We start from the raw sequence: 26,360 nt of genomic DNA on the forward strand, positions 1-26,360 counted from the left end.
GTAAAAAAGAATCCCCGGCATTTACATGCAGGGAATTCTTTTCTGCTGAAGCTTCTATGCAATTTCCTCCTGCTGCTTTTTTGCACGGCTGGCTACTTTTTTAATATCCAGCTGTATGAGAACTGCCATTACAAGAGCTAAAACCATCAGCCCGGCAAAAAGATAAAATACTGGAATATAGCTTCCGGACTGTTCTCTAATCTGATTGACAATCTGCGGCCCGAGGATACCTCCCATAGACCAGGTTGTCAGAAGGTAGCCATGAATCTGACCAAGCTGTTTTGTTCCAAATAAATCGCCGATAAAGGCAGGAAGATTGGAAAATCCTCCGCCATAACAGCTGACTACTAAGAAAATGAATGCTTGGAACAAAAGAATATTTGTTATGTTTGGAAACAGGATAAACGCGGTTACCTGAAGAACAAAGAAGATCAAAAATACGTTCGGCCTGCCCAGGTAATCGGATGCAGCGGCCCATACGAGCCTGCCTCCGCCGTTAAATATGCCCATAATTCCGACCATCGTTGCCGCTGCGGCTGCAGACAGCCCAACCACTTCCTGGGACATTGGAGAAGCAACGGAAATAATCATAATACCCGCGGTTGTATTAATCAGCATCATTGTCCAGAGCATCCAAAAGCGCCTCGTTTTAACGGCTTCTCTGGCACTGAGCTGCTCCAGGTCGCGCTTGACTACCTTTTTACCGGTAGCAATATCTTTTTTCATCTGTGCAGGCATCCAGTCCTTCGGCGGCGGCGCAATATAGGAAGCACCTGCCATCATTAGAACAAAGTAGCTGATACCCAGAATATAAAATGTCATCTGCACGCCTACCGAATTCATAAGGCTTGCTGCTACAGGAGCTGTAATAAGCGCTCCGGCACCAAAACCCATAACAGCCATCCCGGTAGCCATTCCTCTGCGGTCGGGAAACCATTTGATCAAAGTAGATACAGGAGCAATGTAGCCTATACCCATTCCAAGACCGCTCATCAGGCCGTATGTGAGAATAAACATAACCGGCTGGTCAACAGCAACGGAAAGACCGGCGCCCGCCTGGCCGGCTCCAAATAATACAGCAGCGAGCATCGCGGACCGCCTCGGGCCGTTTTTTTCTACAAAAGGCCCGAAAAAAGCAGCCGCAATACCGGCCAATGCCATCATTAATGTAAAGGCTAGTGTTATTTCAGTTGTCGACCATCCCATCGTATCTCTAATAGGGTTCGTATAAACGCTGTATGCGTAGGCAGCGCCTATGGAAAGATGAATTGCAATTGCTGATAAAGCGATAAGCCATCTGTTTTTATTAGTCTGCATTCTTCTGACTTCCCTTCGTGTTGTATAATAGATGCAAAAAATAACATATGTTTATAGTACAATTAACCGCTTACATAAATCAAACAAATAGGAAAAATAAAATAATTTTGAATATTCTATATATTTAACACTGCTTTATTGTAGAACATTCTTCGCATCCTTAATTTCTATCTTTTAAATAGACAAAACATCCCTCCCGGCCGGGAGGGATGTTTTACTATTTCAAAGCTACCAGTTTTTCATTTCCTGGCGGAGCTTTTCCTGTTTTTCTTCTTCTTCCCGAAGCCTGGTTTCTTTGTAATCCAGCCTGATCGATTTCAGGAGGGCAATACTTGCGACCAGAAGCACAATCGAGAATGGCAGTGCCCCGATAAGAGAAGCAGTCTGCAGACCTTCCAGACCGGCACTTATAATTAGTATAGTTGCCACCGCTGCAATCAGCGTACCCCATACTACTTTTAAGACGATAGAAGGGTTGGTATCTCCTTTAGATGTCATCATTCCAAGAACAAATGTGGCTGAGTCAGCAGATGTTACAAGGAAGGTAAATAATAAGCCGATGGAAAGAACAGATAAAACCGTGCCGAGAGGCAGGTTTTCCAGCATGGCGAATAATGCGTTCGTTACGTCATTTTCCACCGCTGTAGTAATGTCCGTCCCCTGGAATAAATCCATATTTATGGCTGTTCCGCCAAAAATTCCGATCCAGAGAATACCAATTGCCGGAGGTGCTACCATTACGCCAAATACGAATTCGCGTACCGTGCGTCCTTTGGATACACGGGCGACAAACATACCAACAAATGGTGACCAGGCAATTACCCAGGCCCAGTAGTAAACCGGCCAGTCCTGTACCCAGGTTCCTTCATTGTAATGATCAAGACGAAGACTTGCCTGGAAGAAATTCTGGATATAGTCTCCGACTCCTGTAGTAATTGTATTTAATATGAAGCCAGTCGGCCCAATTAACAATACCGATACCATTAAAATTAAAGCTAAACCGAGGTTGACGTTACTCAGGTATTTAATACCCCGGTCGAGCCCGGAAACCGTCGATACCATAAAAAATACAAACATGGCTACGACAATTAGTATCTGCGTCGTCGTTCCGGCTGGAATATCGAATACGTTGTTTAGTCCGCCGCTGATCTGGAGAACGCTCAGACCGAGTGTGGTAGCCACACCAAGGACCGTTGCGATAACAGCAATAATATCGACCGTATTACGAAGCGGTTTTTTCCCGGTTTCGCCAATTACGGAGTTCATCGTGTCGCTGATAAGGCTTCTTTCTTTTTGACGGTAGAGAAAATAGGAAATAGATAAACCGACAAAGGTAAAAGCAGCCCACTGGTGAATACCGTTATTAAAAAAGGTGTTCCACATAGCTTCTCTGGCTGCGTCAGCCGAACGTGGTTCTGCATCGGTGCCGGGAGGAACCGTGCCGAAGTGAGTCATCGGCTCTGCCACACCCCAGAATACAATACTTACACCGAATCCACAGCTGAACAGCATAGCAATCCATGTAAACAGCGAATACTTGGGCCTGACGTCGTCCCCGCCCAATCGAATTTTACCGTATTTACTAAATGCTAAATAAAAATTAAATATAATCAAAAATAATACAAAGACAAGATAAAACCATCCGAACGTGTTGGAAATGAAATTATATGTAACCGTAGCCTGTGATGCAAGCTGATCTGGTGCCAGGAATCCCCAGATGGCAAACGCCAGTACAATAATAAATGAGATCCAAAACACACTGTTAAAGCGCCACTTTTGTTCTTTCTTATCCATTTCTTTTCCCCCTTTACTATAGTTAGAACCAGAAAATGCCTATAAACGAAGGAAAGTATTCTACTGGGATAAGTACCATTTATAGCCACAATGCTGATTAATAAACCTTCCCCTCTTTTCCCTGCTTTAAAACTTTATTAAATCAGGTTATCCCGCGTACGTAAAGAATAAACGACCGCTGCCATGCTTCTGCTCGGCCGGCTGACGATGATAGAAAAGAAAAGCAGAGACATGCAGTTGACGGCCGCAATAAGTGCCGGCAGTGACATGGAGCTCTGCATGCCATTTATTATACATCGATAATAACTAACAGCACGTTTATTTTAACATATACTTGCTTTTAAGCATCTGATTCCTGGAATTTTTTTAGTGCATATCAAAATTTATTTAATGTTTCTATAAAATCGTTAATATGCTGCAGCGAGCTGATCGTATCATTACACGTTTCACTGGATTGGCAGATATAATTTCCCCTGCTCGTATACGTTTCCCTTCCGCTTTTAACAACTGCCATAAACAGGCCGATATTGGTGTGCCCATGACACACTGCGCATATTCCTTTACGAGCCATTGGTTTAAATGAACCACTCCAGCCGGTCATTCCCCGCCGGTGCGGAAATATAATATATTTTCGTTCTGAACGGATGTCATTCCAGCTCATGTAGGTCATTCGCTTTGCATCTGCTTTTTTCAGTTCAGGTATGTTTATTTTCTTTGCTTTAGGAAACAGGGCACGAATGTCGCTGTCTGACAGCTCGGGAAATGGTATAACATATTCCCTGCCTTCAAATAAATAGCGTTCTGCATGAAGAGATTCACTTATCGCCGCTGCATTTAAAACAAACTGTTTCTGCTCGTCCGTTAGAGGCGGAAGCAGTTCCAGTACTTTCTCAACGGCACTAATACGTGTGGCATCCAGCACCCCCTGGTCCTGTGTGGCTGCATGCGCCTGTAAGATAATTTTGACCTGCCGCTTTAGAAAGTTGTATTGATCATTGCGCAGAAAAGGCTCGATCTTTACTTTATTTGATTCAGTCACTCAATCCCTCCTTTACGTCATAGTCCGGCCGGCTGAATAGGAGAGAAACAACTGAAAAGACCCTCCCTGATTTTGCTGTTTCCTTATTGTACGATATTTTATTCATTACTTGAAGAACGTTTTAAAAGTAGATGCAGCATGTATACTAATTTGAAGTCCGCGCCGCCCCGCTGCACTGCTTATCTGGAAACGCCGCCAACGTATTACACAATAAAAAGCACTCCCTTTTCCCGGGAAGTGCCCTTTATGGTTTTACCTGCTGCTTTATCTTCTTTTTGGAAGAGATGGATCTTTTCGTACCGTTTTATAAAAAGAAACCCCCATTAATAATATGACGACCGAGAAAGGCAGCGCAGCAATAATGAGTATATTCTGCAGCCCCTGCGTCCCTCCGAAGTAAACTACTACAGCTGCTACTGCAGACATAGTAAGCCCCCACATTACTTTTACCGTGTTGGGAGGATTAATAGAGCCTCCTACCGTCAGCATCCCCAGTACAAAGGTAGCTGAATCCGCAGAGGTGATAAAGAAAACAGCAATAACTACAATAGTAATTATCGACATTAAAAAGCCGAGCGGGTATTCCTGTAAAACGGCAAATGTGGCCGTTTCAAGCGAATAATCCGATATCGTAGCGATTCCCAGCTGTTCTAAATTAATAGCTGAAACTCCAAAAACAGCGAAGAAAATAAAGCAGACAATCGCTGGAACGAACAGGACACCGAGCATAAATTCTTTGATTGTACGCCCTCTTGAAATACGGGCAATAAAAATGCCTACAAAAGGTGACCAGGAAATCCACCATGCCCAGTAGAAAATCGTCCAGGCATTAATCCACGAACGGTTATCTTCGTTTAATGGCTCTAAATGAAAGCTCATATCAAAGAAGTTGGAAATATATCCACCCATCGTGTTCGTAAACATATTAAAAATGTATAAAGTCGGCCCTACAATAAGAAGCATCAGCAGGAGTATAAAAGCTAAAATCATATTAAAATTACTTAAATACTTAATACCTTTACTGATTCCTGTCCAGGCAGATAAAATAAATAATGCCGTTGCTACCGTTAGAATTACCATCTGCATAGCAAAGGTGTTCGGTGTTCCAAACAAAAAGGAGATACCTTCATTCATCTGTGCAGAACCGAACCCAAGCGTGGAGGCGACACCTACAACCGTTGCAAATACAGCGAGTGTATCAATAAGCGTGCCGGGCAGGCCGCGCATTGCCTTTTCGCCAAACAACGGCTCCAGCGTAGCACTTACCAGTCCTGGATATCCTTTGTGAAACTTAAAGTAGGCAAGCACTAGCGCCACAACGCCGTAAACCGCCCAGGCATGAATACCCCAATGAAAAAAAGAGTACTGCAGCGCTTCTTCTATTGCCTGATTGGATCCAATCTCAGCGCCCGGTGTATTGATAAAAGCGTGGGAGATCGGCTCGGAAGTTGTCCAGAATACAAGTCCCATTCCCATACCGGCGGAAAACAGCATAGCAAACCAGCTGAGTAAACCAAATTCCGGTTTTTCATTATCCTTTCCTAACCGGATACGTCCGATTCTGGAAAATATTAGATATACACAGAATACGAGCATTAACACGACAATAATAAGATAATACCAGCCGAATGCAGTAGAGAATGTAGTGGTCATTGTAGTCGTGACAGTCTCCAGCTGTGTCGGCGCAATACTTCCCCAAACTACCATAATGAGGCAGATTGAGATCGCAAACCAAAATACTAACGTTGCATTCTTCACTTCTTCACCTCATATGTTCAATTTTTTTTTTGCTATGTACAGCCTGCTTCATATACCCTTTCCTGTCAGATTCAAACAAAATGCCATGTCCTGCTGTTCCAGTAAGTTATTTTACCATACATTAGCAGAGGAATTAATAAAGATTGCCACTTACCTTAATTTCTTCCTGAATGAACTACTTTTCTACCTCCAGCAGATAAATACTAATCGAACGAAACATGCGTCTACCGCCTTTGTTTTTAACGCTTTACAGCTGTTCTTATTTGAACTGCAGTTTTTTTACGATATACTGAATAGGACTAAAAAAGGAGTGCCAGTTTATGAGTGAAGAAAAGTATAACGAAGTAGAAAAACGGGTTATTGAACAATATCAGCAGGATGAACGAATGATGATTCTTGTATTTGCCCAATGGTGTATTAACAATGAGCTTGATCCATCAGCCCTTTATAAAAAAGCTTATCCCCTTCAGGCTGAAAATGCCGCTCTTCGGGATGGGATTGCTTTAACGGTGCCTAAAGAAGAATCAGAACCTATTGCTGACTCCACCCTGTTAAACGTTCTGAGCCTGTTTGGAAATGAAGACTTATCTGTCGTTGTATCCGAGTATATGAACACAGGAAAGTAATCCGTTTAGAATTTAGCTTTTTATAAGGACAGCTTTCATGTTAAAAACAGCCCTGTATCCTTTTAATAAGGCATACAGGGCTGTTAAGTTTATATTTTACCGGCATTACGTATGTTCACTATGGCTGAGTGCCTGATTCAGCAGTTCAATAACATGGCTGTCATCGCAGCTGTAGTACAGATGATTGCCGCTGCGCCTGTATTTTACTAGCTTCATCTGCCGCAGCGTCCGAAGCTGATGGGAGACCGCTGACTGATTCATCTGCAGAATATCAGCAATATGATTAACGGAGCATTCTTCTTCAGCAAGAAGATGCATAATTTTTATACGAGTTGGATCAGCCAGTGCTTTAAATAAATGATACGTATCCTGGGCATGCTGCTCTGTAAGCAGCTGATGCGAGTCTTTTTTCATTGAAAAGCTCCTTTCTATACGGTGGAATGTTCCAGATGCCTGAGATCTTCGTATTCAATCTGAATCGTGCTGTGTTCAATACCCAGGTTATCATAAATCCATCGGTTTGCTTCAACGAGCACATCCTGGCCTTTTAAACGAAAATGTTCTTCCACGACGATGTGGCAGGTAAAGCTGTACAGGCCGGAGGTGATAGTCCAGACGTGCATGTCATGGACAGCAAGCACTCCGTTAATTTTTTCAAGCTCTGCCTTTACCTCATCGCAGTCTACGTGGGCTGGAGCTCCTTCTACCAGAATATGAATGCTTTCTTTACACAGATTCCAGCCGGCAATACCGATCAATACAGCGATGCCTGCACTTAGAATCAGGTCCATCGCATACCAGTTAAAAAAATAAATGCTCAGCCCTGCAATAATAGCTCCAACTGATCCAAGAGTATCTCCTATAACATGCAAGAAAGCACCTTTCATGTTCAAATTTTCTTTTATTTCCCCTCCGGATAATATATATAAACAGAGAATATTGGCAATCAAACCAACCACCGCAATGATAATCATCGGCCCGCCCATAATCTCCTGCGTTGTTCCTGCCCGCTGCACGGCCTCTGAAACGATGAACACAGCAATAACGAGCAGAGCCGCTCCATTAAACAGTGCCGCCAATATTTCATAGCGGTGATTTCCAAATGTTTTTCTTTTAGATACAGCTCTTCCAGCCGCGATCATAGCTGCCAGGCTGATAAATAAATTAAAAAAGTCACTGAACATGTGGCCCGCATCAGCGAGCAGAGCGAGACTGCCTGTCCATAATCCTCCTATTAGCTCTACGACCATCCAGCCCCCTATCACAATAAGGGCTAGAATAAGACTTTTTTTGTTTACATTGGTTCCGTGAGAATGACTGTGGGAATGGCCATGATGATGTGCCCCCATAATTAAAACCACCTTATCTATATGCTTATATACTCATATTGTACCATCGTTTTTTTCTATGTAAACAAAAAACTCCGCTTATTCAGCAGAGTTTTCTTTTTCTGTATTAAACCGGATCGACTGTCCCGGTGTTTGTACGATCAGCTGCTTTTTTAAAAGCCTTCCAACCGCTCTTTTAAATGCCGCCTTGCTTATTCCGAACGTATCGTAGATATCTTCCGGTCCGCTTTTATCAGTAAAAGGCATTTCTCCGCCATTCCTGGTTAAATAAATAAGAATCGCTTCTGCGTCGCGGTCCATCCCTTCTACTTTCATAGGGCGGAGGCTGACGTTGATTGTGCCATCCTCTTTCAGGCCGATCACCCGGCATTCGGCTTTTTCACCAAGCCGGAGCTCACGCTCGCTTTCGCTGTGATGAAGAAAAGCACGATATCTCTCTTCAGTCCATAAAAACGACCCCACTTTGGAAGCACGGTAGACGTGGCCTTTAACTGATTGGTTTTGAATATCTTCCGGCGCTTCTTCAGAAGAATCCATTATTATGTCTTCATCCGCCGGGACGGCAAACAGGCGGCCTCTCGGATCCTGATGAAGTTTCACAAACAGCTTATCTCCGCGCTTTGGCCAGACTTCCTGCAGGACAGGAAGATTGTCTTTAGAAACGAGCATATCTTTCTTCAGGCCGATGTGAACAAAAACACCTAATTTTGGGATCACGTCCGCAACAGTGCTCCATCCATAGGACGACACCGTGACCTGTGGCAGGTAGCTCGTCGCCAGATAACTTCCTTCTTTATTTTGATAAAGAAACACTTCGGCTTCTTCTCCTACTTCTGTATCTTCCTCTGCATCCACATACGGCATAAAAAATTGATCTTTTCCTCTTTCCAGCACAAATCCCTGGTTTTCTTCTCCAATTACATCACAAAACTGCACAGACCCTAATTCTCTCATTTTATCTACTTCCCATCATTAGTTGTTCTATTGATATGTTTAATCCAAGCCGGGTGAGTGTGTCTCCGGCTGTTTTCTCATCCGCCTGCCAGGCTGCTTGTTCAAGCGGAAGTGACACCGGCGCATCACAGCGGATCGCTGCCAGCGTTCTTGATAAATGAAGCATCTCCAGCTCTGCTTCAATTTTCCTGCGCTGGCCTGCCGGAAGATGTGCCAGATTGTCAAGCACCCCTTCAATTGTCTGGTATTCCTGAATTAGTTTTAACGCCGTTTTTTCTCCGATTCCTTTGACACCCGGGTAATTGTCGCTTGTATCACCCATCAGTGCTTTAATATCGATTAGCTGGTCCGGGTGACAGCCTTTCAATTCTTTTACTGTATCTTCATTATATAGTTGATAATTCCCCTGCCCTTTTTTCATAATGGCGATCTGAATTTTCTGGTTGGCAAGCTGAAGCATGTCCTGATCGCCGGTAAGAATATACACTTCGGCTTCTTCTGCGTAAGCACAGGCAAGCGTCCCCAGGCAGTCATCCGCTTCATAGTTTACTGCATCAATACTTGGAATGCCAAATCCATCTGTTATTTCCCTCGCCATGGCAAACTGCGGCACCATCTGCTCTTCGGGTGCAGACCGGTTTCCTTTATATGCCGGATACAGCTCCGTCCGGAACGTCCGGCTTCCCAGATCCCAGCAGCATACTACATGAGTAGGAGTAAATGACTCTACCGCTTTGAGCATATGTTTGGTAAAACCATGAACGCCATTGGTTGGAATGCCTTCTTTATTGTACATATAATTACCATGCACTGCTGTAGCAAAATACCCTCTGAAAAGAAGAGCCATCCCGTCTACAAGAAGTACTTTTTTTTGTTCCATTATTTATTCTCCTATCTTTGGCTATTATGACCATAAACGTTTAGGTTCTATAACCGGCCAGAATACCTTTTTAACCGTATTGGATGATAAAACAAACGTATAAACTACAGCCGCTGCAATATAAAGCATTATTTCTACGTTTCCGTTAAAAACGGTGTAAAAATCTGTTGTCCGCAGATAGCGGAGCAGAAAACCGTGCAGCAGATATACATACATTGTATTAAGCGCTAATGCAGAAAACACGGTGGGCCGGGACGGCACGAGTGCCAGAAAACAAAGGCTTACTATAATGGTAACTATATATAACCCCAGCCGGACCGCCATCCCTGCACCTGCCCCAATACCAAGAGCAGCATAGGATTCACTGCCATAAAACCATTCGAACATGATATTGTCTGCGAACGGATAAAGAAGAACGGCGGCTCCTGCAAATACGATGATGCTTATTTTTGGATTTATTATCGTTCTCACCTGGTTCATCGAGCTTTTTTTCATAAAATACCCGAGCAGGAAGAAAGGGAAAAATACAAGCGTTCTTGATATGCTCAGCACAGGTGCTATCTCCCACACCCCGGCAAGCATACCAAGCAGCACAGCTGGAATCAGCAGGTAGATGCTGTATTTAAAAAATACCATTAACACATAAAAAGTAAATAGACTGAGCAGAAACCACAGGCTCCACAATGGTTCAAGCAGTGGATAAACAAGCTCCCTGTCTTCGATAAAATAGTAGTATACGGCATAAATCCCCTGAAATATTAAATAAGGAAGAAGGATTGTCTGTACAGGCTTTAAAAACTGCCTGCGGTCAATTGCTTTTTTGGCAAAATACCCGGCAATCAAGAAAAACAACGGCATGTGAAAAGAATAAATAATCAGGTAGAGGGTCCGGACTCCGGTGTGCTCTCCTATATACGGGACAACCGCATGGCCCATTACAACTAACACAATTAGAAGAAATTTAGCGTTATCGAAAAAGTAGTCCCTGGCTCCAGCTTCTTGTGCTGCCACTTATATCACCTCGACAGTATTTTACCTTTCGGATGGTAAGCTGCTATTACGTCAGTATTTTTTATTTCCCTGGCGGCCCTTTTCTTTTTTAAAGGTTTTTAATGGTTTGGCTTTATTGCCCAGCCATCCTTTGCGGCGAAGCCAGACATAAATAAAGAACGTGAAAAAAAGAATAATCAACCAGGCAAAAGCATAACCAAAAGGCATCGACAATTCCGGCATGGAGTCGAAATTCATCCCCCATAATGCTCCCAATACCACGACAGGCGTGGTTAACACTGTAAAAATGGTCAGGGCATTAATAATTTCATTGGCACGGTAGGAAAATAAGTTCATATTTAAATCAAGAAGCGTGCCAATCTGGTTATCATAATGATTAAGAAGAGTCATTACCCGCTCCAGCCGTATGTTTGTCCGTTTATAAATAGTCGTATTTACCAGTTCATCAAGCATAGCTTCCTTTAACGTTACTACGGTTTCTTCGATGGGGATGGCTACCAGCTTTAAAAACAAGAGCTCTTCGCGCCGTTCAAAAATATCAGACAGAATCGCTTTACTATTGACGGCGTGGGCTTTTTCTTCCAAGTGGCTGATCTTTTCTTCATAGTCATCAATCCCTTTTAATAAATCCCCCAGCATTTCCTGAATAATACAGAGAAAAGCTTCAAATCCGTTGGAAGCCGCGGGCATCGAAGACATCAACGAGTTTTTTTGTTTATTATCCAAAAATGTTTTCCATGCACCCGCTGTTACCAGCTCTTCTTTTCGAACCGAAAAATAAAACAGCTGATCTGCATCAGCGGCTGATACGTCATGAAGCATACCATTTATAACAGGCTCATTCATTTCCTGATTATAAATAATTTCTATGTTATTTGTCGTTACCTGCTGTGCCCGGCTCCACCAGTTCTCAATAGAAGAAAACAGTTCTCCGGTGTCATTTACATCGGGGTCTATTTCCATCCAAGACCACTGGCTGCTCTCGAGTATAACGGTATGCCTTTTGTCCATATAGTTTCACGTTCCCCCTTCTATCGGCCCGGATCATTCTGCTTCCTATAATTATAACAGGCAGACAGCGCTTTCTCCCCTTTATATCGTTGATTGTTTAAAATGCGCAGAGAACGGAAAAATGAAACAAAAAAGGAAGTGCTATCAATGAGGTATCTATTCATTTCCGATATTCACGGTCAGTATTCAGCTTTAGCCGCCTTATTAAAAAAACTTGAGCCGGCCTCCGATGATATTCTCATTTTTTTAGGTGATTACGTGGATCGCGGTCCTGATTCCAGAAAAGTTATCGATCTGCTGCTGGAGCTGAAAAACGATCCGGATATGCATACTTATTTTTTAATGGGCAATCATGAAAGCATGATGATAGAAGCTTTGCAGCATCCGGAGGCAGAGGATGCCGTAAGCCTTTGGCTGCATAACGGAGGCAGGGAGACGCTTTTAAGCTACATGCAGAAAGGCCACTCCCTCCCTTATGAGGAAGCGGCCTCTCTTTTTAAAAATGAATATCCCGGCCACTATCAGTTCATTCAGCAATTATCAATATATCACGAAACCGACGACCATATCGCTGTGCATGCGGGAATCGATCCGGACCGCGATGATTGGAAGGATACGTCCACTCATGATTATTTATGGATCAGAGAAGCTTTCCATTACTCAGATATTCTCAATACAAATGGAAAAAAAGTAATTTTCGGCCATACTCCTACGCTGCGCTTTCATGAAGATGCCGGAATATGGTTTCAATCCGACAAAATAGGAATAGATGGAGGGGCCGGGTTTAAAAAACAGCTTAATGCCCTGATTTATGAAGATGGTGCTTATCAAACCATGTTTGAAAAAATCAAGTAGTCTCTTCCATATGCTTGGACAAAGCGACAATCATAGCCCCCATTCGTTCGTTCTCGGGCGCTACAACATTATCAATACCTTCTTCATGCAGAGCTTCTGTGGTAACTTTGCCAACAGATACGGCGGTTGTATGATCTGCAAACACAGCGCGGATATCCTCCGCGCATTGATATTTCTCTGCAAACCGAAACAGAGAATGTACCTGAATCGCCGTCGTAAAGCAGACGGCCTGATAGGTTCCATTTTTTAATTCTGTACACAAAAGCTGAACGGTTTGACTTTCCGGTTCTACGTGCTGGTATGGGAGCACCTCCTGAACGTGTGCTGCTCCTTTTTCCTTTAAAAAATCATAAAGCACAGGGGAACGTACTCCGTGCAGCTGCACCATTACGTTTTTCTGCTCTAAATCCTCTCCGGAAAGCTCCCTCATCAGGCCCCTTGTTGTGCCATCATCATCACGGACGGCGGGGATAACGCCCAGCTCTTTCATGGCATTAAACGTTTTGTATCCTCTGACCGCCACCTCTGCCTGCTTCAAATGCTCTGTAAGCATTTCTTTTTGTCCCATTTCCTCTGCTGCCCCCATCAGGGATTTGACGCCGATGCCCGTTGTAAATATGTACCAGTCGGGTTTAGAAGAAAGTATTTCTTCAATGGAAGGCTTTAAGGCATCTTCCGCGGGAAACACTGTTCCCTGAAGCGATCTCACCGCGGCTGTGCCGCCCTGACGTTCGATAATTTCAATCATTTCTTCGGTTTTTCTGGATGCCGCAACAGCTACATGTTTGTTTGCGAGGCCTTTTGCCATATAATAGTCTCCTTTTTTCTATTTAAACTGGTTCTTTTCCCTAAATTGTACATGATTTCGATTTTACCAGCCAAACAATATTTTATTATTATGGTTTGTGAAATTATTATAATAAACGGGTTATTTTTATTTTCTTGTTTTCTTCCCCTCCTTCCCCTATAATGAATTAGTTAAAGACGTCTTTTCCTTATTTACGTCAAAGCATCGAAGTTTTCGTGAATAAGTGTTATCATAGTAAAGATAAAAACTAAATGTAAGGATGTATGTAAATGATTACTTGCCAAAATATTGGCCTGCGTTATGGTGACAAGAAACTCTTTGAAGATGTAAACATTAAATTCACTCCCGGCAACTGTTACGGCTTAATTGGAGCAAACGGCGCCGGAAAATCCACGTTCCTCAAAATCCTATCCGGAGAAATTGAATCCCAGTCCGGTCATGTTCATATGGAAAAAGGCCAGCGCCTTGCCGTATTGAAACAGGATCACTTCGCATATGAAGACTATCAGGTAATGGACGTTGTTATAATGGGACATGAACGCCTTTATGCGGTTATGAAGGAAAAAGACGAAATCTACATGAAACCGGACTTCTCCGATGAAGACGGCATGAAAGCGGCTGAACTCGAAGGCGAATTTGCAGAAATGAACGGCTATGAAGCTGAAACAGAAGCGAGCCAGCTTCTGCGCGGCTTAGGACTTCCCGATGAGTTTCACTTTAAGAATATGAGTGAGCTGACAGGTTCTGAGAAGGTAAAAGTTCTCCTTGCCCAGGTATTGTTTGGTTCCCCGGACGTTATCCTTATGGATGAGCCGACCAACCACCTCGATGTTCATGCTAAACAGTGGCTGGAAGAATTTCTTATCCAGTTCGAAAATACGGTACTGGTCGTTTCCCACGACCGTCACTTCCTGAACAAGGTTTGTACCCACATTGCCGATCTGGATTTTGGAAAAATTGAGCTTTACGTTGGTAACTACGATTTCTGGTATGAATCCAGTCAGCTTGCTCAGCGTATGGCCAAAGACTCAAACCGAAAAAAAGAAGAACAGGTGAAAGAACTTAAAGATTTCATTGCCCGCTTCAGTGCGAACGCATCGAAATCCAAGCAGGCCACCTCTCGTAAGAAAACGCTCGAGAAAATTAATATAGAAGACATTAAGCCTTCTTCCAGACGTTATCCTTACGTTAACTTTAAGCCGGAACGAGAGCTTGGAAATGACCTGCTCGTTGTTGAAAATTTAACAAAGTCCATCGATGGCGTAAAAGTAATCGACAACTTAAGCTTCCGTCTAAACCGTAAAGATAAGGTAGCCTTTATTGGCAGCAAGGAAATTGGCAAGACGACCCTGTTTAAAATTCTCGCAGGTGAAATGGAGCCCGACAGCGGTACGTATAAGTGGGGATTAACTACTTCTACTTCTTATTTCCCTATCGACAACTCTGATTATTTCGAAGGCGTAGAATTAAACCTGGTGGACTGGCTGCGCCAGTATTCACCAAACGAGCAGACAGAAACCTTTATCCGCGGTTTTCTCGGCCGTATGCTTTTCTCCGGCGAAGAAGTATTCAAAACAGCGAATGTTCTTTCCGGCGGCGAAAAAGTCCGCTGCATGCTTTCCAAGATGATGCTTGCGGAATCCAACGTGCTGATTATGGATGAGCCGACCAACCACCTGGACCTTGAGTCCATCACTTCTTTAAACAACGCATTAATAGATTTTGACGGTTCTATTTTGTTTACTTCCCATGACCATGAATTTATCCAGACGATCGCCAACCGTATTATTGAATTTACGGATAACGGCTTTATCGATAAAGAAATGAGTTACGATGAATATATCGTAGAACAGAACAGCCAGAAAAAAACAGCTTCCAAATAATAAACGAAAAAGCGTCCCTTCATTAATGAAGGGACGCTTTTTTAATGAAAGGAAATAAACACACGTTCACAATCCGTTTTCTTCCAAAAATCCGTTAATTGTTTCCGCTTCAACGGCAATACCGACCGCTTCTCCGGATTCTTCTGTGCCTCTCGCAAATACAATACCTTCTACTTCTCCTGTTTCATTAAGAACAGGACTTCCGCTGCTGCCGTTGAACACAGAAGCAGAAATAATCATCCGCTCTTCCGGCCCGCTCCCGGGAGTTATAATTTCTCCCCTGCTTGCAATCCAGGTCAGCCGCAGCGGATTTCCAATAACATAAATTTCCTCTCCCCCTCCGGCAGCTGATTCTTTTATAGAAAGCCCCGGAATTGACCCTTCCTCTATTTGGAGAAGTGCCAGATCTTTTTCTGGATCTGCTGCAATGAGTGAAGCTTCCCGCCATTCTCCATCTTCACTGTACACGCCAATTTGATCTACCCCTTCAACTACGTGCTGATTGGTTAAGAGATAACCATCTTCCTGTAGAGCAAAGCCGGTTCCTCTTTTTTCCTGCCCGTCCGCCTGGCCCTGCACGGTTACAATCGAGTCTTTCCAGCTCTCCACTTCTTCATTTTGAAAAATAGTATTTGATTCATGCAGAAGCCGCAGTGAATCAAGACGAAACCCATCAAACAAGAGATAGCTTGATTGAAACACCAGCAGCATCGCAATACCAATAGCAGCTATTCTAACTCCTGCCCGTTTTCCTTTTTTCTTTTTTCTTTTTTTAGGGGACTCTGCTTCTTCTTCCAAAAAATCTTCAAGCTCCGGCTCCTCATATTTTTCATCGTAGAGCTCTTCTATACTGTCTTTTTTCTTATTTGTCATCAGCGCTTCTCTCCTAAGTATTGGGGTCTAAACACCAGCATCTTCTTCAGACAATTGACAAAACAGGGAAAACTGGCTAAAATAAAGCCTAGTAAATTAATGTGAATACTCAAATTAAGAAAGGACGTTATCTCATGAAACAGCATTCTGTTCTTCCAGGCGCTGCCTCTTTTTATTACCAGGCCGGAAGCAGCGCCGTTCTGCTCTGCCACGGATTTTCCGGCACTCCGCAGAGCGTTCAGGAAGTTGCTGCCGCACTATTTGAGCATGGCTATTCTGTATATGCGCCTCTTTTAAGCGGGCACGGAACGCATTACACAGATTTGGAACATGTGACTGCAGCCGATTGGAAGCGGGATGTAGAGAAAGCCTACGAATGGCTTGCTTCCAGGCATGAGCGTATATTTATTATGGGGCAGTCGATGGGCGGCACCCTTGCGTCTTACTTAGCCTCTTCTGCAGAGAAGGCGGCCGGCATGATTCTTATTAATGCCGCGATGGAGGTGCCCTGTCTTGCAGAGATGGCAGAAGCCAGCACTTCTTCTTTTATTGCAGAAGGAGAGCCTGATATCCACGATACCTCACAGCAGGAAATAGCCTACCTTCACCTTCCCGTACATGCTATCAGGGAGCTGGTCGGGTTAACCCGCGAGGTAGAACCGATGCTCAGCTCCATCAGCATTCCGGCCCTATTGTTTAAATCAGCGGTGGATCATGTCGTGCCTCCTGAAAATACGACTAAAATCTATCAATCCATCCTTTCCGAGGATAAAACCAGCATCACCTTACCCAATTCCTATCACGTAGCTACGATGGATTATGATAAGCAGATCATCATTGACCATACCGCTTCATTTATGAACCGCCTTTCAACCCTTGAACAGCAGGTGCCCGGGAAAGGCCATGAATAGAAGTATACAAAAGCGGGAACAGAGAAAAGAAAGGAGCGGTCCATCCAAATGAATTCACCTATACAAACAATTGCCTTAGATGTGTACGGCACTCTATTTGACGTGCAGTCTATCTCTTCCTCCTGCGAGGTATTTTTCCCGGGAGAAGGAGAAAGCGTCAGCCGATTATGGAGGGAAAAACAGATCCAATATACGTTTCTGCGCCAGATTATGGGACGCTATGAACCTTTTTCCAAAGTAACGATGGATGCTCTTCGTTTTGCTTCAGCAGCCCACGGCAGAAAGTTATCATCCCCTGAAGAACAGCAGCTCATGCAGGCGTATCAAACGCTCGATCTCTTTCCGGAAAGCCGTGAAATTCTCGAGCACTTAAAAAATGAAGGCAAACAGCTCGTTGTGTTTAGTAACGGCTCCGACGATATGCTGCTGCCGCTGCTGCGCTATGCAGAGATTGACCAGTATCTGGACTTAGTGCTGACGGTGGATGAAGTTATGCAGTACAAGCCCTCTCCGGCCTCTTATACGCTAATTCTAGATCATACTGAACGCAAAAGACAGGAAATTGCATTTTTATCCAGCAATGGCTGGGATATCAGCGGAGCACAGGCTTTTGGTTTCCATACCGCCTGGATTAACCGCAGCGGCCAGCCGCAGGAAGAACTTGATGTACCTCCGGAAGTTACTTACGACTCTCTCCACCCCCTAAAAGAGTGGGCATAACACATCCTGCAGATATGAAAAAAGACGCGGAAATACTATCCGCGTCTTTTTCTATGGCTTAAGAGGAAACCGGCTCAAAATAGTCTTTTTTAAATCCGGCAATTTTTTTACTATCGTCAATAATAAAGTAAAATTCCTCTGTTTCATTTTTCACTTCGTATACGCTCCCTGGAGTCAGTACACTGTCTACCTTATATTTCGCAGCATTTGCGTGAATACATTTAATTTTTCTGCCTGTTTCTGCGGTCTCCCACGTTTTATGTATCATATAACGTCCCCTTTTTTCGTTCGTATTTACTGATCAAAGTATAACAAAAAACCAGCTCCCCTAAAAGGGAAGCCGGTTGTTATCAGACGAACATACCTGCAATCGAAGCACTGAGAAGAGACGCCAGTGCACCTGCAGCTACAGCACGAAGACCAAGCTGGGCAATTTCCCCGCGTCTTTCCGGTACCAATGCACCAAATCCGCCAAGAATAATAGCCATGGAAGATAAGTTGGCAAATCCACAAAGCGCGAACGTAATAACAATGACAGATTTCTCGGATAGGTTGGCAATTTCCGGTGCAAAAGAAGCATAGGCTACAAATTCATTAATAGCCAGTTTCTGACCGATATAGCTTCCGGCCTGCATCGCTTCTTCCCACGGAACACCAATCATAAAGGCAACCGGTGCAAACACATAACCTAATATTAGTTCGAGTGTAAGATCACCGGCACCAAACAATCCACCGACGGTGCCAAGCAGCAGGTTAATTAATGCAATAAGGGCAACAAATGCAATCAGCATCGCGGCAACGTTCAGCGCAAGCGTCATCCCTGTGGAAGCACCACGGGCTGCTGCATCAATAACGTTCTGGGACTCGGTGTCTTTCCCGATAACGATATCGTCTGTTGTGTTTTCCGCATTCGTTTCCGGCATCATCATTTTTGCCATAATTAGACCGGCCGGTGCTGCCATGAAGCTTGCAGCAAGCAGATAGTTTAAAGGAATTCCAAGACCTGCATATCCGAAAAGCACAGAACCTGCAACACTGGCAAGTCCCCCGGTCATGACGGTAAACAGCTCGGAGCGCGTCATGCTCGGAAGGTAAGGCTTAACAACCAATGGGGCTTCTGTCTGTCCGACAAATATGTTTGCGGCGGCTGACATGGACTCAGCTTTACTTGTGCCAAGAATCTTTGAAAGAAGGCCGCCAATAATTTTGATGACAAACTGCATAACACCTAAGTAATATAAAATACCGATAAGAGAGCTGAAAAAAATGATAACCGGCAGTACTGTGAAAGCAAAAATTGCTTCTTCGAGAATAAAATCACCAAACAAAAACTGTACACCTGCGTTAGCACTGTTAATAACTTCCTGAACCCCTACCGTAAACTGCTCCAGGACCGCCCGACCAAAATTCCACTGCAGGACAATAAAAGCAAAAAACACCTGAAAAGCAAGTCCCCCTAAAATCGGCCGGAATTTTATTGATTTTTTTCCGGTGGAAAGCAGAAAAGCTAAAAATAGTATAAAAACAATACCCATTAAACCCCATAAAAAGTTCATTGGCCGCCACTCACTCCTTTTTTTGAAAACGCTTCCCTTCCCTTTAAATTAGGAAAGAACATGGATACTTTATCAAATAAATGACGAAAAGTAAACAGTCGTTTGCTGAATCGTACAAATTTTATGTAATATTCCTTAACATTGTATACGGAACACAAAAAAATTCGTAAATATACTATGAAAATCGTAAAAAATAAAAAAACCTGCCATTAGTATAATGGCAGGAGTCCGGCTTTTTTACTCGACGCTTAAGCGGAGATCAGGAAGATGATTAAGTATAAACTGCGACTTCTCTGCATCCGAGCGCGAGGAGAATTGACGATAGTATTTAAGAGCGGTCTCAAAATGAGCAGGCATATTATTGTACTCATCCAAAACGCGGTCAAATGCATCATAAGCAAGCATTAGCGCTCCGACCAGATCAGTTATCGGCATATTGTACGTTTTGGAGTCGTGGTGGGAGGCTGTGCATAATGTCATATGCTCTACCTGGTCATCGAAAAATGCCGCTGCTTCTTCTACGTATGGACGATACAGCGGATCCACTGATTTTGCTTTCTTTTCAAACAGCGAACGCCATTCCCGGCAGAAGCTTATCAAATACGGGAGATCATCCTTTATAATGGTTATATCAAAACCAGCCTGCCTGATACGATCCATGCTCATAGGTTCCATTGTCGTCTGGCTGGTTCCTACATAGTAAAATTTGCGGCGATAAGCTTTCATATGACACCCCGTCTTTCTAAATTAATCAATGTAGTTTATTTTCCCCATTGTAACACTTAATACAAGCGTTTCCTACTATTTTTATTCGGTCCGGTGTATCTGCTCGAGTTCTTCTATGATGTCATACACGGCTGCTATTCCCTGTTCTGCAGTTAGACAGGCTACACCCAAAGGCGTTCTCCAGAAGTAATCCGGTATTACCGGAGCCCTGGCTGCGGGTGCCTGATACAGTGCTTTGTATATGCGCTTCACATGAATGGACGCATCCGGTTCGCCGGCAGTAGGATCACCTCTGGCCGTGTTAAACACAAACTGGACGGATTTCAGCAGGGTGTTCCCCGGCATATACGCATATTCTTTATATCGTTTTACTCTCTTCCCCGCGCCTTCTGCAAGTTCATCTGCAACAGCCAGCTCTGCCGCCTGCTCTTCAAGGTGTCGGTAAAGTATTTTCAGCACCCTGCGTTTTTCTTCCATCATTAATTCATTTGTATATACGGAGCGAAGCATCTCATATGCCTGTTTTTCATCCATTTTCCGCCTGCTCTCCTTTACCAGTTAAAAGGGAAATCCAGATCGGTATCCATTTTCCCTTTTATCGTTTTAATGTATATACGCTCTCTGTTTAAAAACTCCCGGAAAGGAATTTTGACGGGCGGCCTGTTTCCTCCAATGCCTACATAAATAGACAGCGATGCTGGTTCATACACCGCAGTGTGGATCGTTCCGGACCAGTTCCGGTAATCGTTAGTGTAAATGCCCTGCCCATCATGATTAAACAAATAAAACAGATCGAGCAGTTGTTTACCAGACAAGTCCATTGATTTAAAAATTTCCTCCCGGCGGTACGAATCCTTTAAAAAATGACGATTTTCTTTCTGAAGATGTTCCGTAATAAAGTGATTGGTGCACCAAAAATCATCTTCCTGCCTGACGGCAAGCTTTCTAGGTGATGCTTCCACCACTGCGCGCCTGCCGCCGGCATCATACATCGAATAGTTAAACGAGTGACGGTGCGGCACCTGCTTTAAAAACTGTACGGCTTCGTCTGTGTTCCGGCAGTTTTCCAGCACCATCCGGCAGATGTTCGAGCAGACAAACCCCTCTTCCGGCTTGATCCGGTGCACGAAATGATAACCGATGGAAAGGCCATGCTCATTCATTCCGTCCGTTCGGCCCACCATGCGCTGGGAAAAGCCAAATGTAGCAAAACCATGATCCGGCTGATGCATCATCATCCGTCCTTCGTATGTCTTGGGAAAATAATCATAATTTCTCGCATATATTCCATTCACCATTAATGCACTGCAGCCGGCGCGAACCCGGTCGCCCTGGTAGCCGCTGTATTCATGGACCACGTCATACAATGGCCACTTCAGCTCTTCGGAAATCCCTTCCAGCTCATCCCAGATTCCGCTGGAATACCGGTTAAGAAGCTGTTTTGTATCATTAAAATCAATACTGTAACGTCTGGTAGATTTTTCCCGGCGCTTCCAATGTACTTTTTCTATCAGGGTATCTTTCCACTCTCTGCCCTGCTGCCGGCCTATGTCATAGTAGGTCCCCCGATAGGCTCGCAGCGGCATATTTATTGTTTTCATAGCAGACTCCTTAATACGTTTATCTATTCCATTGTCTGGTGCGGTATCGAAAGGCCGTTCCTGCTCTCCAGATCCAGATTAAACTGCAAAGGGAAGCTGTAAATGCTGCAGCAGCAGGGAGCCAGAATGTGAGATAGGCCAATATAACTCCCCCGGCTGCGAGAAGCCAGAAACTGATAAAAAGAAACAGACGATTCTGCAGATGTACAGAGTATTCGAACGTAAATTGCCTCTGCCTTTCCTCGGATATTCTTTTTTTGTCCGGAGCGCGCAGATAGGCCTGAACGTCTGACGGAACGGAAAGCAGCGGACGGGCGTAATCTTTCGCGATGCTCTGCCAGCCGGCACCCCCCGTTTCTTCCTGGTTGGCAATAATCCAGTCCATCACCGGTGGTTTTGAAGCTTCAATCAGATCAAGATCCGGGTCAATAATGTATAGAACGCCAATCAGGGTGGACACTGCCCTGCCGAGAAAGGCAAATTCACTTGGCATTTGAATCGGTTCTTTTTCCATTAAATCCTGAATGTCTTCCAGATAGGCTTCTACTTTCCGTTCATCCCACTGCGACATATCTTCCTGAAAATAGCGGACCATCAGCTCTTCAAATTTCTCTTTCAATCTGTCCTTGTCTGCATGCTCAAGCAAAAAACCCAGCTCTCCCATTGCATCAATGGAATCCTCATAGCGGTCAAATACAAAACCTGCTACGATTTTCCGGAGGGAACCTGCCTGAGCCGGCGTTATTGTCCCGGCCATACCAAAATCAATCAGCCAGAATGTGCCATCTTTATTCAAAAAAATATTTCCTGGATGAGGGTCGGCGTGAAACTTCCCTGCTTTAAGCGCCTGTTCAAGAAATCCGGTTAGTAAACGCAGAGCCAGCTCATTTTTAGGAAGGCCCTGTTCTTCGATAAAAGCTGTATCAGTCACTTTAACGCCGTCTATCCACTCCATAACGAGCACTTTTTCAGTACATAAAGCTTTTTCATAGGCAGGGATAAAAAACTGTTCGGAATCTTTATAACGTTCACTAAAACTCATTGCATTTTTATATTCCTTATAAAAATTCAGCTCATCTCCGATAACATCCTCTATTTCTTTATACAGGCGTTTCATATCGGTGGAATCCCCAATTTTTGTAAACCGGTCAGCCAGAGCCATTACCATGCGCAGCGCTTTAAAATCGGCCCTGATTATTTTTTCAATGCCCGGCCTCCGGACTTTTACTGCAGCCTGCCTGCCATCAATAAGAACGGCTTTATATACCTGACCGATGGACGCCGCTGCTACCGGATCGGTATCAATAGACTCCAAATAGGTATAAATATCTTCCTGCCATTCAGATTCAATTATTTCCAGGCAGTCTTCCCACTTTTCCGGCGGTACACGGTCGATTAAATCGGAAAGTTCGTCTATGAATTCTTTTGGAAGAATGTCCGCCCGTGTGCTTAGAAATTGGCCAAGCTTAATTAATAAGCCCTCCAGTTCAAGGGCTTTTTTTCGATAAACAGCGGCCTGACTGCGAAGCAGTTCTCTCCATTCGGCTTCATTCCAATGTTTTGCATGACGCTTTTTAAACCAGACTACTTTTAAAAACATGGAAATGCTCATCGCTAATATGGTAATGATGCGGTACCAGGACATAAATTTCACGCGAATCCCCTCATTTTCCGGCCGTTCACCGACTAGAGCTTCTGCTTCTGTTATATTATGGTATCATAGAAACATCAATTTTCTTACTAATATGAATGTCTTGAATGGGAGGTCTTTCCATGACCTTACGCGACCGATTTATCATGCTTTTACTATTTACTGCAGCTTTGATTGTACTGGTAATATCAATTGAAGAAATGCGTCTTTATCCATATGCTTCTTCTGTGCTTTTTTTCTTTGCAGTAAGCACAGCCGGAGGTCTGCTTTTCTACACTTTCCTGTCAACAGCCTTTGCAGCTGCCGGGGCAGGCGTTTTAACTATTGCTTTTATTCTGCTTCCCTTTATTGAAGGCTCTGCGTTTATCTGGCCGGCTGTTATATTAGGCACTTTGACGATTGCTGCTGTATCCGCACGAATTTATTCAGAAAGAAACGCATCTTCTTCATAACAAAAAAAGCATCAGCCCTGCTGGGGACTGATACTTTTATCTATTTGCTGCTATTACAGGCAGGACCAGCGTCGAACATCACTAATAAGTTCCGTGACTTCACTATTTTTGAATTCAGTATCTTTTAATTCCTCGGTGAATAAATAAATAATAATCGTATGCCTGTCACGGTTATCAATTACTTCTACACTGCTTTTTTCTGCTTTTTCATTCACTACAGGCAGCTGGAGCCGCTTGCTTACTTTTTCTGCATCAATTCGGCCTTTAGGGATATCAAGAACAATTTTCAAGTGATCGTCCATATCATCACAGATCATTCCCCAGCGTTTACCAAACCAGGCTCTGCAGCCTGTTGTACTTATAAGAGTTAATCCGTAAGGCGGCGTTGGCACAAATTTTGTGCTTGCCCATCCTTTAAGTTCCATGGCGCTGCAGAGCTCTTTAGCTTTTTCCACCACCAGCGTATGTTGATTTTCTTTAACTGGCATGTAAATCCCTCCTTCAAACTTACTCTACACCGCATTATGAATTTCCATTAGAAAAGAAAATTCAGAATATAATGTTGTTACATTAATGTACCACAACCTCAAAGTGATTGTCGATAATTTTACAAAAACACAAAGAAAGCGCATTCAATCATAATGGTGTTTATCTTTTTTGAATGAAGAAAAAATCACTTGTCCGGACAACGTAACAAAACCGACACATAAAAGGACATTTACTGCTTTTTTCTACCCGGTTATTTCTATTTATTGAATGTCTTTCTTCATTATATTGTTTCAGATTAATTAAAAAAACAGCTGATAATGCAAAAACCTTTTTAAATGATATAAAGTTTAATCAAAATAAAATAGTATTTTGCCTGAAAAGTTGTTAGTATATAAAATAGTGAATATTTATTGAAGGGAAGACGTATATGACGTGGAATGCTAAAAACATAACAAATATACTTGCAGCTCTCATTGTAATTGGGATCCTTGTATACTTTTTCGGCTTTAACAGTTCAAATGAAAGTGCTGATAATGATTCGACCCCTGAATCTGAACCCTCCCAGGAATACTCGCTGGAAGATTACGAGGGATACGGCGTAAGTTCTTCCAACCAGCAGGCCATTGACACCGGCATGGAAATACTTGATCAAGGCGGAAACGCAGTGGATGCAGCGGTCGCAGTGTCCTTTACGCTGGGGGTAACTGAACCTTTCGGCTCTGGCATAGGCGGAGGCGGCGGTATGATGTATATGGGTTCGGCTGAAGATGTTCCTACATACTACGACTACCGTGAAACGGCATCAAGCACAAACCCCGCTGACCAGATAGGCATCCCCGGATTTGTAAAAGGAATGCAGACTGTTCATGAACAGCACGGATCACTTCCGATAGAAGATCTACTGCAGCCGGCGATCGATTATGCCGAAAACGGCTTTGAAGTTGATAAGACGCTTGCAGACAGGCTTTACTATGCTACTCCAAGAATCACTACTTCAGCTGCACCAAGTTTTTATCCAGATGGTGAATCCATTAAAGAGGGCGAAACACTTACACAGCCTGAACTTGCCCAGACGCTCCGCACGCTTCAGGAAAACGGGCTGGATGATTTTTATGAAGGAGAAATTGCCAATCAGATCAGCGAAAGTGTCGCTCATATTGAGCCTGCCGATCTGCAGAATTACACGGTCGCAGAAACGGAAGCTGCCGCCGGGGAATTTGAAGGCAGCACGGTTTATTCAGCCGCCCCTCCTCTTTCCGGTATCACTGTTATTCAGATGCTCGGCATGGCAGAATACTTGAATGTGGAAGATACTATGGGCGATGAGGCAGAATATGTCAGGCTCGTTAGTGAAATTACGAGACAGGCTTATTTTAACCGATTAAATCGGTTAGGTGACCCTGCATTTGAAGATGTTGACGTAGAGTTACTCACAGGTGACACTTATATTGAGAACCGTGCTGACTTTGTCCAGGAAAGCAGACTTGACAATGTTACAGCTTTAGACGAATATGATGGAGTTGAGCACACAAGTACGAGTCATTTTGTTATCATGGATGATGAAGGGCGTACAATTTCCGCCACCAACACTCTCGGAAACTTCTTTGGTTCCGGAAGCAATATAGACGGAGCCTGGATGAACAGCCAGCTTGGCAACTACAGCGATGATCCTGAATCACCCAACTATCTTGTAGAAGGTAAGCGCCCAAGAAGCTTTATGGCCCCTACTATTATCCAGGGTGAGAATAATTCTTCTGTGATGGGTGTCGGTTCCCCAGGGGGCGACCGTATCCCGAGTGCCATCGTCGAATTTTTGTTAAGACAGGCTTATACAGATGAAAGTGTTCAGGATTCAGTGAATCACGGCCGGTTCCATCCGCAGATAGACACCATTCATATAGAAGAGCGTATGGCAAACGACCAGCTGATTGAAGATCTGCAGAATTACGGTTATCAGACGGAAGTTGAAACGGTCGCTACGTACTTTGGCAATATTACCGGTCTTGTCCGCAATAACGAAGAAGAAACAATGGAAGGCATTTCTGATGCCAGACGCGCTGGATCATACGATATTAATTAAAAAGAAAGAAGGTCAC

Annotated in this window: 27 protein-coding genes; 7 read left to right on the top strand and 20 right to left on the bottom strand. The window is 43.7% G+C overall.

Annotated features, from left to right (window positions below):
- Positions 1 to 54: 54 nt before the first annotated feature.
- The 5 genes from ATL39_RS15580 to ATL39_RS15595 all read right to left on the bottom strand — a co-directional run bounded on the left by ATL39_RS15580 (position 55) and on the right by ATL39_RS15595 (position 5,908).
- Positions 55 to 1,317: an L-lactate MFS transporter gene (locus ATL39_RS15580; protein ID WP_120194292.1), complete on the bottom strand. Its 1,263-nt coding sequence runs from the start codon at positions 1,315 to 1,317 to the stop codon at positions 55 to 57.
- A gap of 228 nt (positions 1,318 to 1,545) precedes the next feature.
- The gene (locus ATL39_RS15585; protein ID WP_120194293.1) at positions 1,546 to 3,111 is read right to left on the bottom strand and encodes a BCCT family transporter; all 1,566 of its coding nucleotides are present in this window, start codon (positions 3,109 to 3,111) and stop codon (positions 1,546 to 1,548) included.
- Positions 3,112 to 3,248: 137 nt separating this feature from the next.
- Positions 3,249 to 3,380 carry a hypothetical protein gene (locus ATL39_RS17655; RefSeq protein ID WP_281270902.1) on the bottom strand — a complete coding sequence of 44 codons (132 nt, stop codon included), beginning with the start codon at positions 3,378 to 3,380 and terminating at the stop codon, positions 3,249 to 3,251.
- A gap of 107 nt (positions 3,381 to 3,487) precedes the next feature.
- Entirely contained in the window at positions 3,488 to 4,150 is a 663-nt protein-coding gene (locus ATL39_RS15590) for a FusB/FusC family EF-G-binding protein (protein ID WP_120194294.1), read from the bottom strand.
- A 264-nt stretch (positions 4,151 to 4,414) separates the two neighbouring features.
- A complete protein-coding gene (locus ATL39_RS15595) occupies positions 4,415 to 5,908 on the bottom strand; it encodes a BCCT family transporter (protein ID WP_120194295.1) in 1,494 nt (497 codons plus the stop codon).
- A 320-nt stretch (positions 5,909 to 6,228) separates the two neighbouring features.
- On the opposite strand from ATL39_RS15595, the gene ATL39_RS15600 reads away from it, so the two are divergent.
- Positions 6,229 to 6,534 (top strand): hypothetical protein, encoded by a 306-nt coding sequence (locus ATL39_RS15600; RefSeq protein ID WP_120194296.1) that lies wholly within the window; start codon positions 6,229 to 6,231, stop codon positions 6,532 to 6,534.
- A 105-nt stretch (positions 6,535 to 6,639) separates the two neighbouring features.
- Here ATL39_RS15600 and ATL39_RS15605 read toward each other — a convergent pair whose 3' ends face one another.
- From ATL39_RS15605 to ATL39_RS15630, 6 genes are all read right to left on the bottom strand, one after another.
- A complete protein-coding gene (locus ATL39_RS15605; RefSeq protein WP_120194297.1) occupies positions 6,640 to 6,948 on the bottom strand; it encodes an ArsR/SmtB family transcription factor in 309 nt (102 codons plus the stop codon).
- A gap of 14 nt (positions 6,949 to 6,962) precedes the next feature.
- Entirely contained in the window at positions 6,963 to 7,883 is a 921-nt protein-coding gene (locus tag ATL39_RS15610; protein WP_120194298.1) for a cation diffusion facilitator family transporter, read from the bottom strand.
- A 78-nt stretch (positions 7,884 to 7,961) separates the two neighbouring features.
- Positions 7,962 to 8,837: a CvfB family protein gene (locus tag ATL39_RS15615; protein ID WP_120194299.1), complete on the bottom strand. Its 876-nt coding sequence runs from the start codon at positions 8,835 to 8,837 to the stop codon at positions 7,962 to 7,964.
- 1 nt (position 8,838) lies between these two features.
- Complete coding sequence (locus ATL39_RS15620; RefSeq protein ID WP_120194300.1) at positions 8,839 to 9,717, bottom strand: 5'-3' exonuclease; 879 nt, start codon at positions 9,715 to 9,717, stop codon at positions 8,839 to 8,841.
- A gap of 24 nt (positions 9,718 to 9,741) precedes the next feature.
- Complete coding sequence (locus ATL39_RS15625; protein ID WP_120194301.1) at positions 9,742 to 10,728, bottom strand: acyltransferase family protein; 987 nt, start codon at positions 10,726 to 10,728, stop codon at positions 9,742 to 9,744.
- Between the two features lie 51 nt (positions 10,729 to 10,779).
- Positions 10,780 to 11,739, bottom strand: a complete 960-nt coding sequence (locus ATL39_RS15630; RefSeq protein ID WP_120194302.1) for a CorA family divalent cation transporter — start codon at positions 11,737 to 11,739, stop codon at positions 10,780 to 10,782.
- 147 nt (positions 11,740 to 11,886) lie between these two features.
- Between ATL39_RS15630 and ATL39_RS15635 the strand changes: the two genes are divergently transcribed.
- Positions 11,887 to 12,594 carry a metallophosphoesterase family protein gene (locus ATL39_RS15635; protein WP_170146968.1) on the top strand — a complete coding sequence of 236 codons (708 nt, stop codon included), beginning with the start codon at positions 11,887 to 11,889 and terminating at the stop codon, positions 12,592 to 12,594.
- Here ATL39_RS15635 and ATL39_RS15640 read toward each other — a convergent pair.
- Positions 12,587 to 13,402: a uroporphyrinogen-III synthase gene (locus ATL39_RS15640; protein ID WP_120194304.1), complete on the bottom strand. Its 816-nt coding sequence runs from the start codon at positions 13,400 to 13,402 to the stop codon at positions 12,587 to 12,589. The two genes, ATL39_RS15635 and ATL39_RS15640, sit on opposite strands and share 8 nt — an antisense overlap.
- A gap of 269 nt (positions 13,403 to 13,671) precedes the next feature.
- On the opposite strand from ATL39_RS15640, the gene ATL39_RS15645 reads away from it, so the two are divergent.
- Positions 13,672 to 15,285 carry an ABC-F family ATP-binding cassette domain-containing protein gene (locus ATL39_RS15645; RefSeq protein ID WP_120194305.1) on the top strand — a complete coding sequence of 538 codons (1,614 nt, stop codon included), beginning with the start codon at positions 13,672 to 13,674 and terminating at the stop codon, positions 15,283 to 15,285.
- 66 nt (positions 15,286 to 15,351) lie between these two features.
- On the opposite strand, the gene ATL39_RS15650 is transcribed toward ATL39_RS15645, so the two are convergent.
- A complete protein-coding gene (locus ATL39_RS15650; RefSeq protein WP_120194306.1) occupies positions 15,352 to 16,158 on the bottom strand; it encodes a S1C family serine protease in 807 nt (268 codons plus the stop codon).
- Positions 16,159 to 16,292: 134 nt separating this feature from the next.
- On the opposite strand from ATL39_RS15650, the gene ATL39_RS15655 reads away from it, so the two are divergent.
- On the top strand, positions 16,293 to 17,069 hold the full coding sequence (locus tag ATL39_RS15655; protein WP_120194307.1) for an alpha/beta hydrolase: 777 nt from the start codon (positions 16,293 to 16,295) through the stop codon (positions 17,067 to 17,069).
- 48 nt (positions 17,070 to 17,117) lie between these two features.
- The gene (locus ATL39_RS15660; RefSeq protein ID WP_120194308.1) at positions 17,118 to 17,789 is read left to right on the top strand and encodes a haloacid dehalogenase type II; all 672 of its coding nucleotides are present in this window, start codon (positions 17,118 to 17,120) and stop codon (positions 17,787 to 17,789) included.
- Positions 17,790 to 17,847: 58 nt separating this feature from the next.
- Here the strand turns inward: ATL39_RS15660 and ATL39_RS15665 are convergent, their stop codons facing one another.
- From ATL39_RS15665 to ATL39_RS15690, 6 genes are all read right to left on the bottom strand, one after another.
- Entirely contained in the window at positions 17,848 to 18,057 is a 210-nt protein-coding gene (locus tag ATL39_RS15665) for a DUF6501 family protein (protein ID WP_120194309.1), read from the bottom strand.
- Between the two features lie 82 nt (positions 18,058 to 18,139).
- Positions 18,140 to 19,345, bottom strand: coding sequence for a NupC/NupG family nucleoside CNT transporter (locus ATL39_RS15670; RefSeq protein WP_120194310.1), 1,206 nt, complete (start codon positions 19,343 to 19,345; stop codon positions 18,140 to 18,142).
- A 237-nt stretch (positions 19,346 to 19,582) separates the two neighbouring features.
- Positions 19,583 to 20,071, bottom strand: a complete 489-nt coding sequence (locus ATL39_RS15675) for a hypothetical protein (protein ID WP_120194311.1) — start codon at positions 20,069 to 20,071, stop codon at positions 19,583 to 19,585.
- An 81-nt stretch (positions 20,072 to 20,152) separates the two neighbouring features.
- Positions 20,153 to 20,605, bottom strand: a complete 453-nt coding sequence (locus ATL39_RS15680) for a hypothetical protein (protein ID WP_120194312.1) — start codon at positions 20,603 to 20,605, stop codon at positions 20,153 to 20,155.
- A gap of 17 nt (positions 20,606 to 20,622) precedes the next feature.
- A complete protein-coding gene (locus ATL39_RS15685) occupies positions 20,623 to 21,672 on the bottom strand; it encodes a C45 family autoproteolytic acyltransferase/hydrolase (RefSeq protein ID WP_120194313.1) in 1,050 nt (349 codons plus the stop codon).
- Positions 21,673 to 21,691: 19 nt separating this feature from the next.
- On the bottom strand, positions 21,692 to 23,317 hold the full coding sequence (locus ATL39_RS15690; protein ID WP_245961011.1) for an ABC1 kinase family protein: 1,626 nt from the start codon (positions 23,315 to 23,317) through the stop codon (positions 21,692 to 21,694).
- A gap of 128 nt (positions 23,318 to 23,445) precedes the next feature.
- On the opposite strand from ATL39_RS15690, the gene ATL39_RS15695 reads away from it, so the two are divergent.
- Entirely contained in the window at positions 23,446 to 23,775 is a 330-nt protein-coding gene (locus ATL39_RS15695) for a hypothetical protein (RefSeq protein WP_120194315.1), read from the top strand.
- Positions 23,776 to 23,828: 53 nt separating this feature from the next.
- Here ATL39_RS15695 and ATL39_RS15700 read toward each other — a convergent pair whose 3' ends face one another.
- The gene (locus ATL39_RS15700; RefSeq protein ID WP_120194316.1) at positions 23,829 to 24,263 is read right to left on the bottom strand and encodes a hypothetical protein; all 435 of its coding nucleotides are present in this window, start codon (positions 24,261 to 24,263) and stop codon (positions 23,829 to 23,831) included.
- 428 nt (positions 24,264 to 24,691) lie between these two features.
- On the opposite strand from ATL39_RS15700, the gene ATL39_RS15705 reads away from it, so the two are divergent.
- Positions 24,692 to 26,344 carry a gamma-glutamyltransferase family protein gene (locus ATL39_RS15705; RefSeq protein WP_120194317.1) on the top strand — a complete coding sequence of 551 codons (1,653 nt, stop codon included), beginning with the start codon at positions 24,692 to 24,694 and terminating at the stop codon, positions 26,342 to 26,344.
- Positions 26,345 to 26,360: the final 16 nt, after the last annotated feature.

The sequence above is a fragment of the Sinobaca qinghaiensis genome (assembly GCF_003610495.1).
GTDB classification, from domain to species: Bacteria; Bacillota; Bacilli; order Bacillales; family Marinococcaceae; genus Sinobaca; species Sinobaca qinghaiensis.

Coding starts and splice junctions, on each gene's coding strand:
- ATL39_RS15580 (WP_120194292.1), bottom strand. CDS start 1,317: ATGCAGACTAATAAAAACAGATGGCTTATCGCTTTATCAGCAATTGCA.
- ATL39_RS15585 (WP_120194293.1), bottom strand. CDS start 3,111: ATGGATAAGAAAGAACAAAAGTGGCGCTTTAACAGTGTGTTTTGGATC.
- ATL39_RS17655 (WP_281270902.1), bottom strand. CDS start 3,380: ATGTCACTGCCGGCACTTATTGCGGCCGTCAACTGCATGTCTCTGCTT.
- ATL39_RS15600 (WP_120194296.1), top strand. CDS start 6,229: ATGAGTGAAGAAAAGTATAACGAAGTAGAAAAACGGGTTATTGAACAA.
- ATL39_RS15605 (WP_120194297.1), bottom strand. CDS start 6,948: ATGAAAAAAGACTCGCATCAGCTGCTTACAGAGCAGCATGCCCAGGAT.
- ATL39_RS15610 (WP_120194298.1), bottom strand. CDS start 7,883: ATGGGGGCACATCATCATGGCCATTCCCACAGTCATTCTCACGGAACC.
- ATL39_RS15615 (WP_120194299.1), bottom strand. CDS start 8,837: ATGAGAGAATTAGGGTCTGTGCAGTTTTGTGATGTAATTGGAGAAGAA.
- ATL39_RS15620 (WP_120194300.1), bottom strand. CDS start 9,717: ATGGAACAAAAAAAAGTACTTCTTGTAGACGGGATGGCTCTTCTTTTC.
- ATL39_RS15630 (WP_120194302.1), bottom strand. CDS start 11,739: ATGGACAAAAGGCATACCGTTATACTCGAGAGCAGCCAGTGGTCTTGG.
- ATL39_RS15635 (WP_170146968.1), top strand. CDS start 11,887: ATGAGGTATCTATTCATTTCCGATATTCACGGTCAGTATTCAGCTTTA.
- ATL39_RS15640 (WP_120194304.1), bottom strand. CDS start 13,402: ATGGCAAAAGGCCTCGCAAACAAACATGTAGCTGTTGCGGCATCCAGA.
- ATL39_RS15645 (WP_120194305.1), top strand. CDS start 13,672: ATGATTACTTGCCAAAATATTGGCCTGCGTTATGGTGACAAGAAACTC.
- ATL39_RS15650 (WP_120194306.1), bottom strand. CDS start 16,158: ATGACAAATAAGAAAAAAGACAGTATAGAAGAGCTCTACGATGAAAAA.
- ATL39_RS15655 (WP_120194307.1), top strand. CDS start 16,293: ATGAAACAGCATTCTGTTCTTCCAGGCGCTGCCTCTTTTTATTACCAG.
- ATL39_RS15660 (WP_120194308.1), top strand. CDS start 17,118: ATGAATTCACCTATACAAACAATTGCCTTAGATGTGTACGGCACTCTA.
- ATL39_RS15665 (WP_120194309.1), bottom strand. CDS start 18,057: ATGATACATAAAACGTGGGAGACCGCAGAAACAGGCAGAAAAATTAAA.
- ATL39_RS15670 (WP_120194310.1), bottom strand. CDS start 19,345: ATGAACTTTTTATGGGGTTTAATGGGTATTGTTTTTATACTATTTTTA.
- ATL39_RS15675 (WP_120194311.1), bottom strand. CDS start 20,071: ATGAAAGCTTATCGCCGCAAATTTTACTATGTAGGAACCAGCCAGACG.
- ATL39_RS15680 (WP_120194312.1), bottom strand. CDS start 20,605: ATGGATGAAAAACAGGCATATGAGATGCTTCGCTCCGTATATACAAAT.
- ATL39_RS15685 (WP_120194313.1), bottom strand. CDS start 21,672: ATGAAAACAATAAATATGCCGCTGCGAGCCTATCGGGGGACCTACTAT.
- ATL39_RS15690 (WP_245961011.1), bottom strand. CDS start 23,317: ATGTCCTGGTACCGCATCATTACCATATTAGCGATGAGCATTTCCATG.
- ATL39_RS15695 (WP_120194315.1), top strand. CDS start 23,446: ATGACCTTACGCGACCGATTTATCATGCTTTTACTATTTACTGCAGCT.
- ATL39_RS15700 (WP_120194316.1), bottom strand. CDS start 24,263: ATGCCAGTTAAAGAAAATCAACATACGCTGGTGGTGGAAAAAGCTAAA.
- ATL39_RS15705 (WP_120194317.1), top strand. CDS start 24,692: ATGACGTGGAATGCTAAAAACATAACAAATATACTTGCAGCTCTCATT.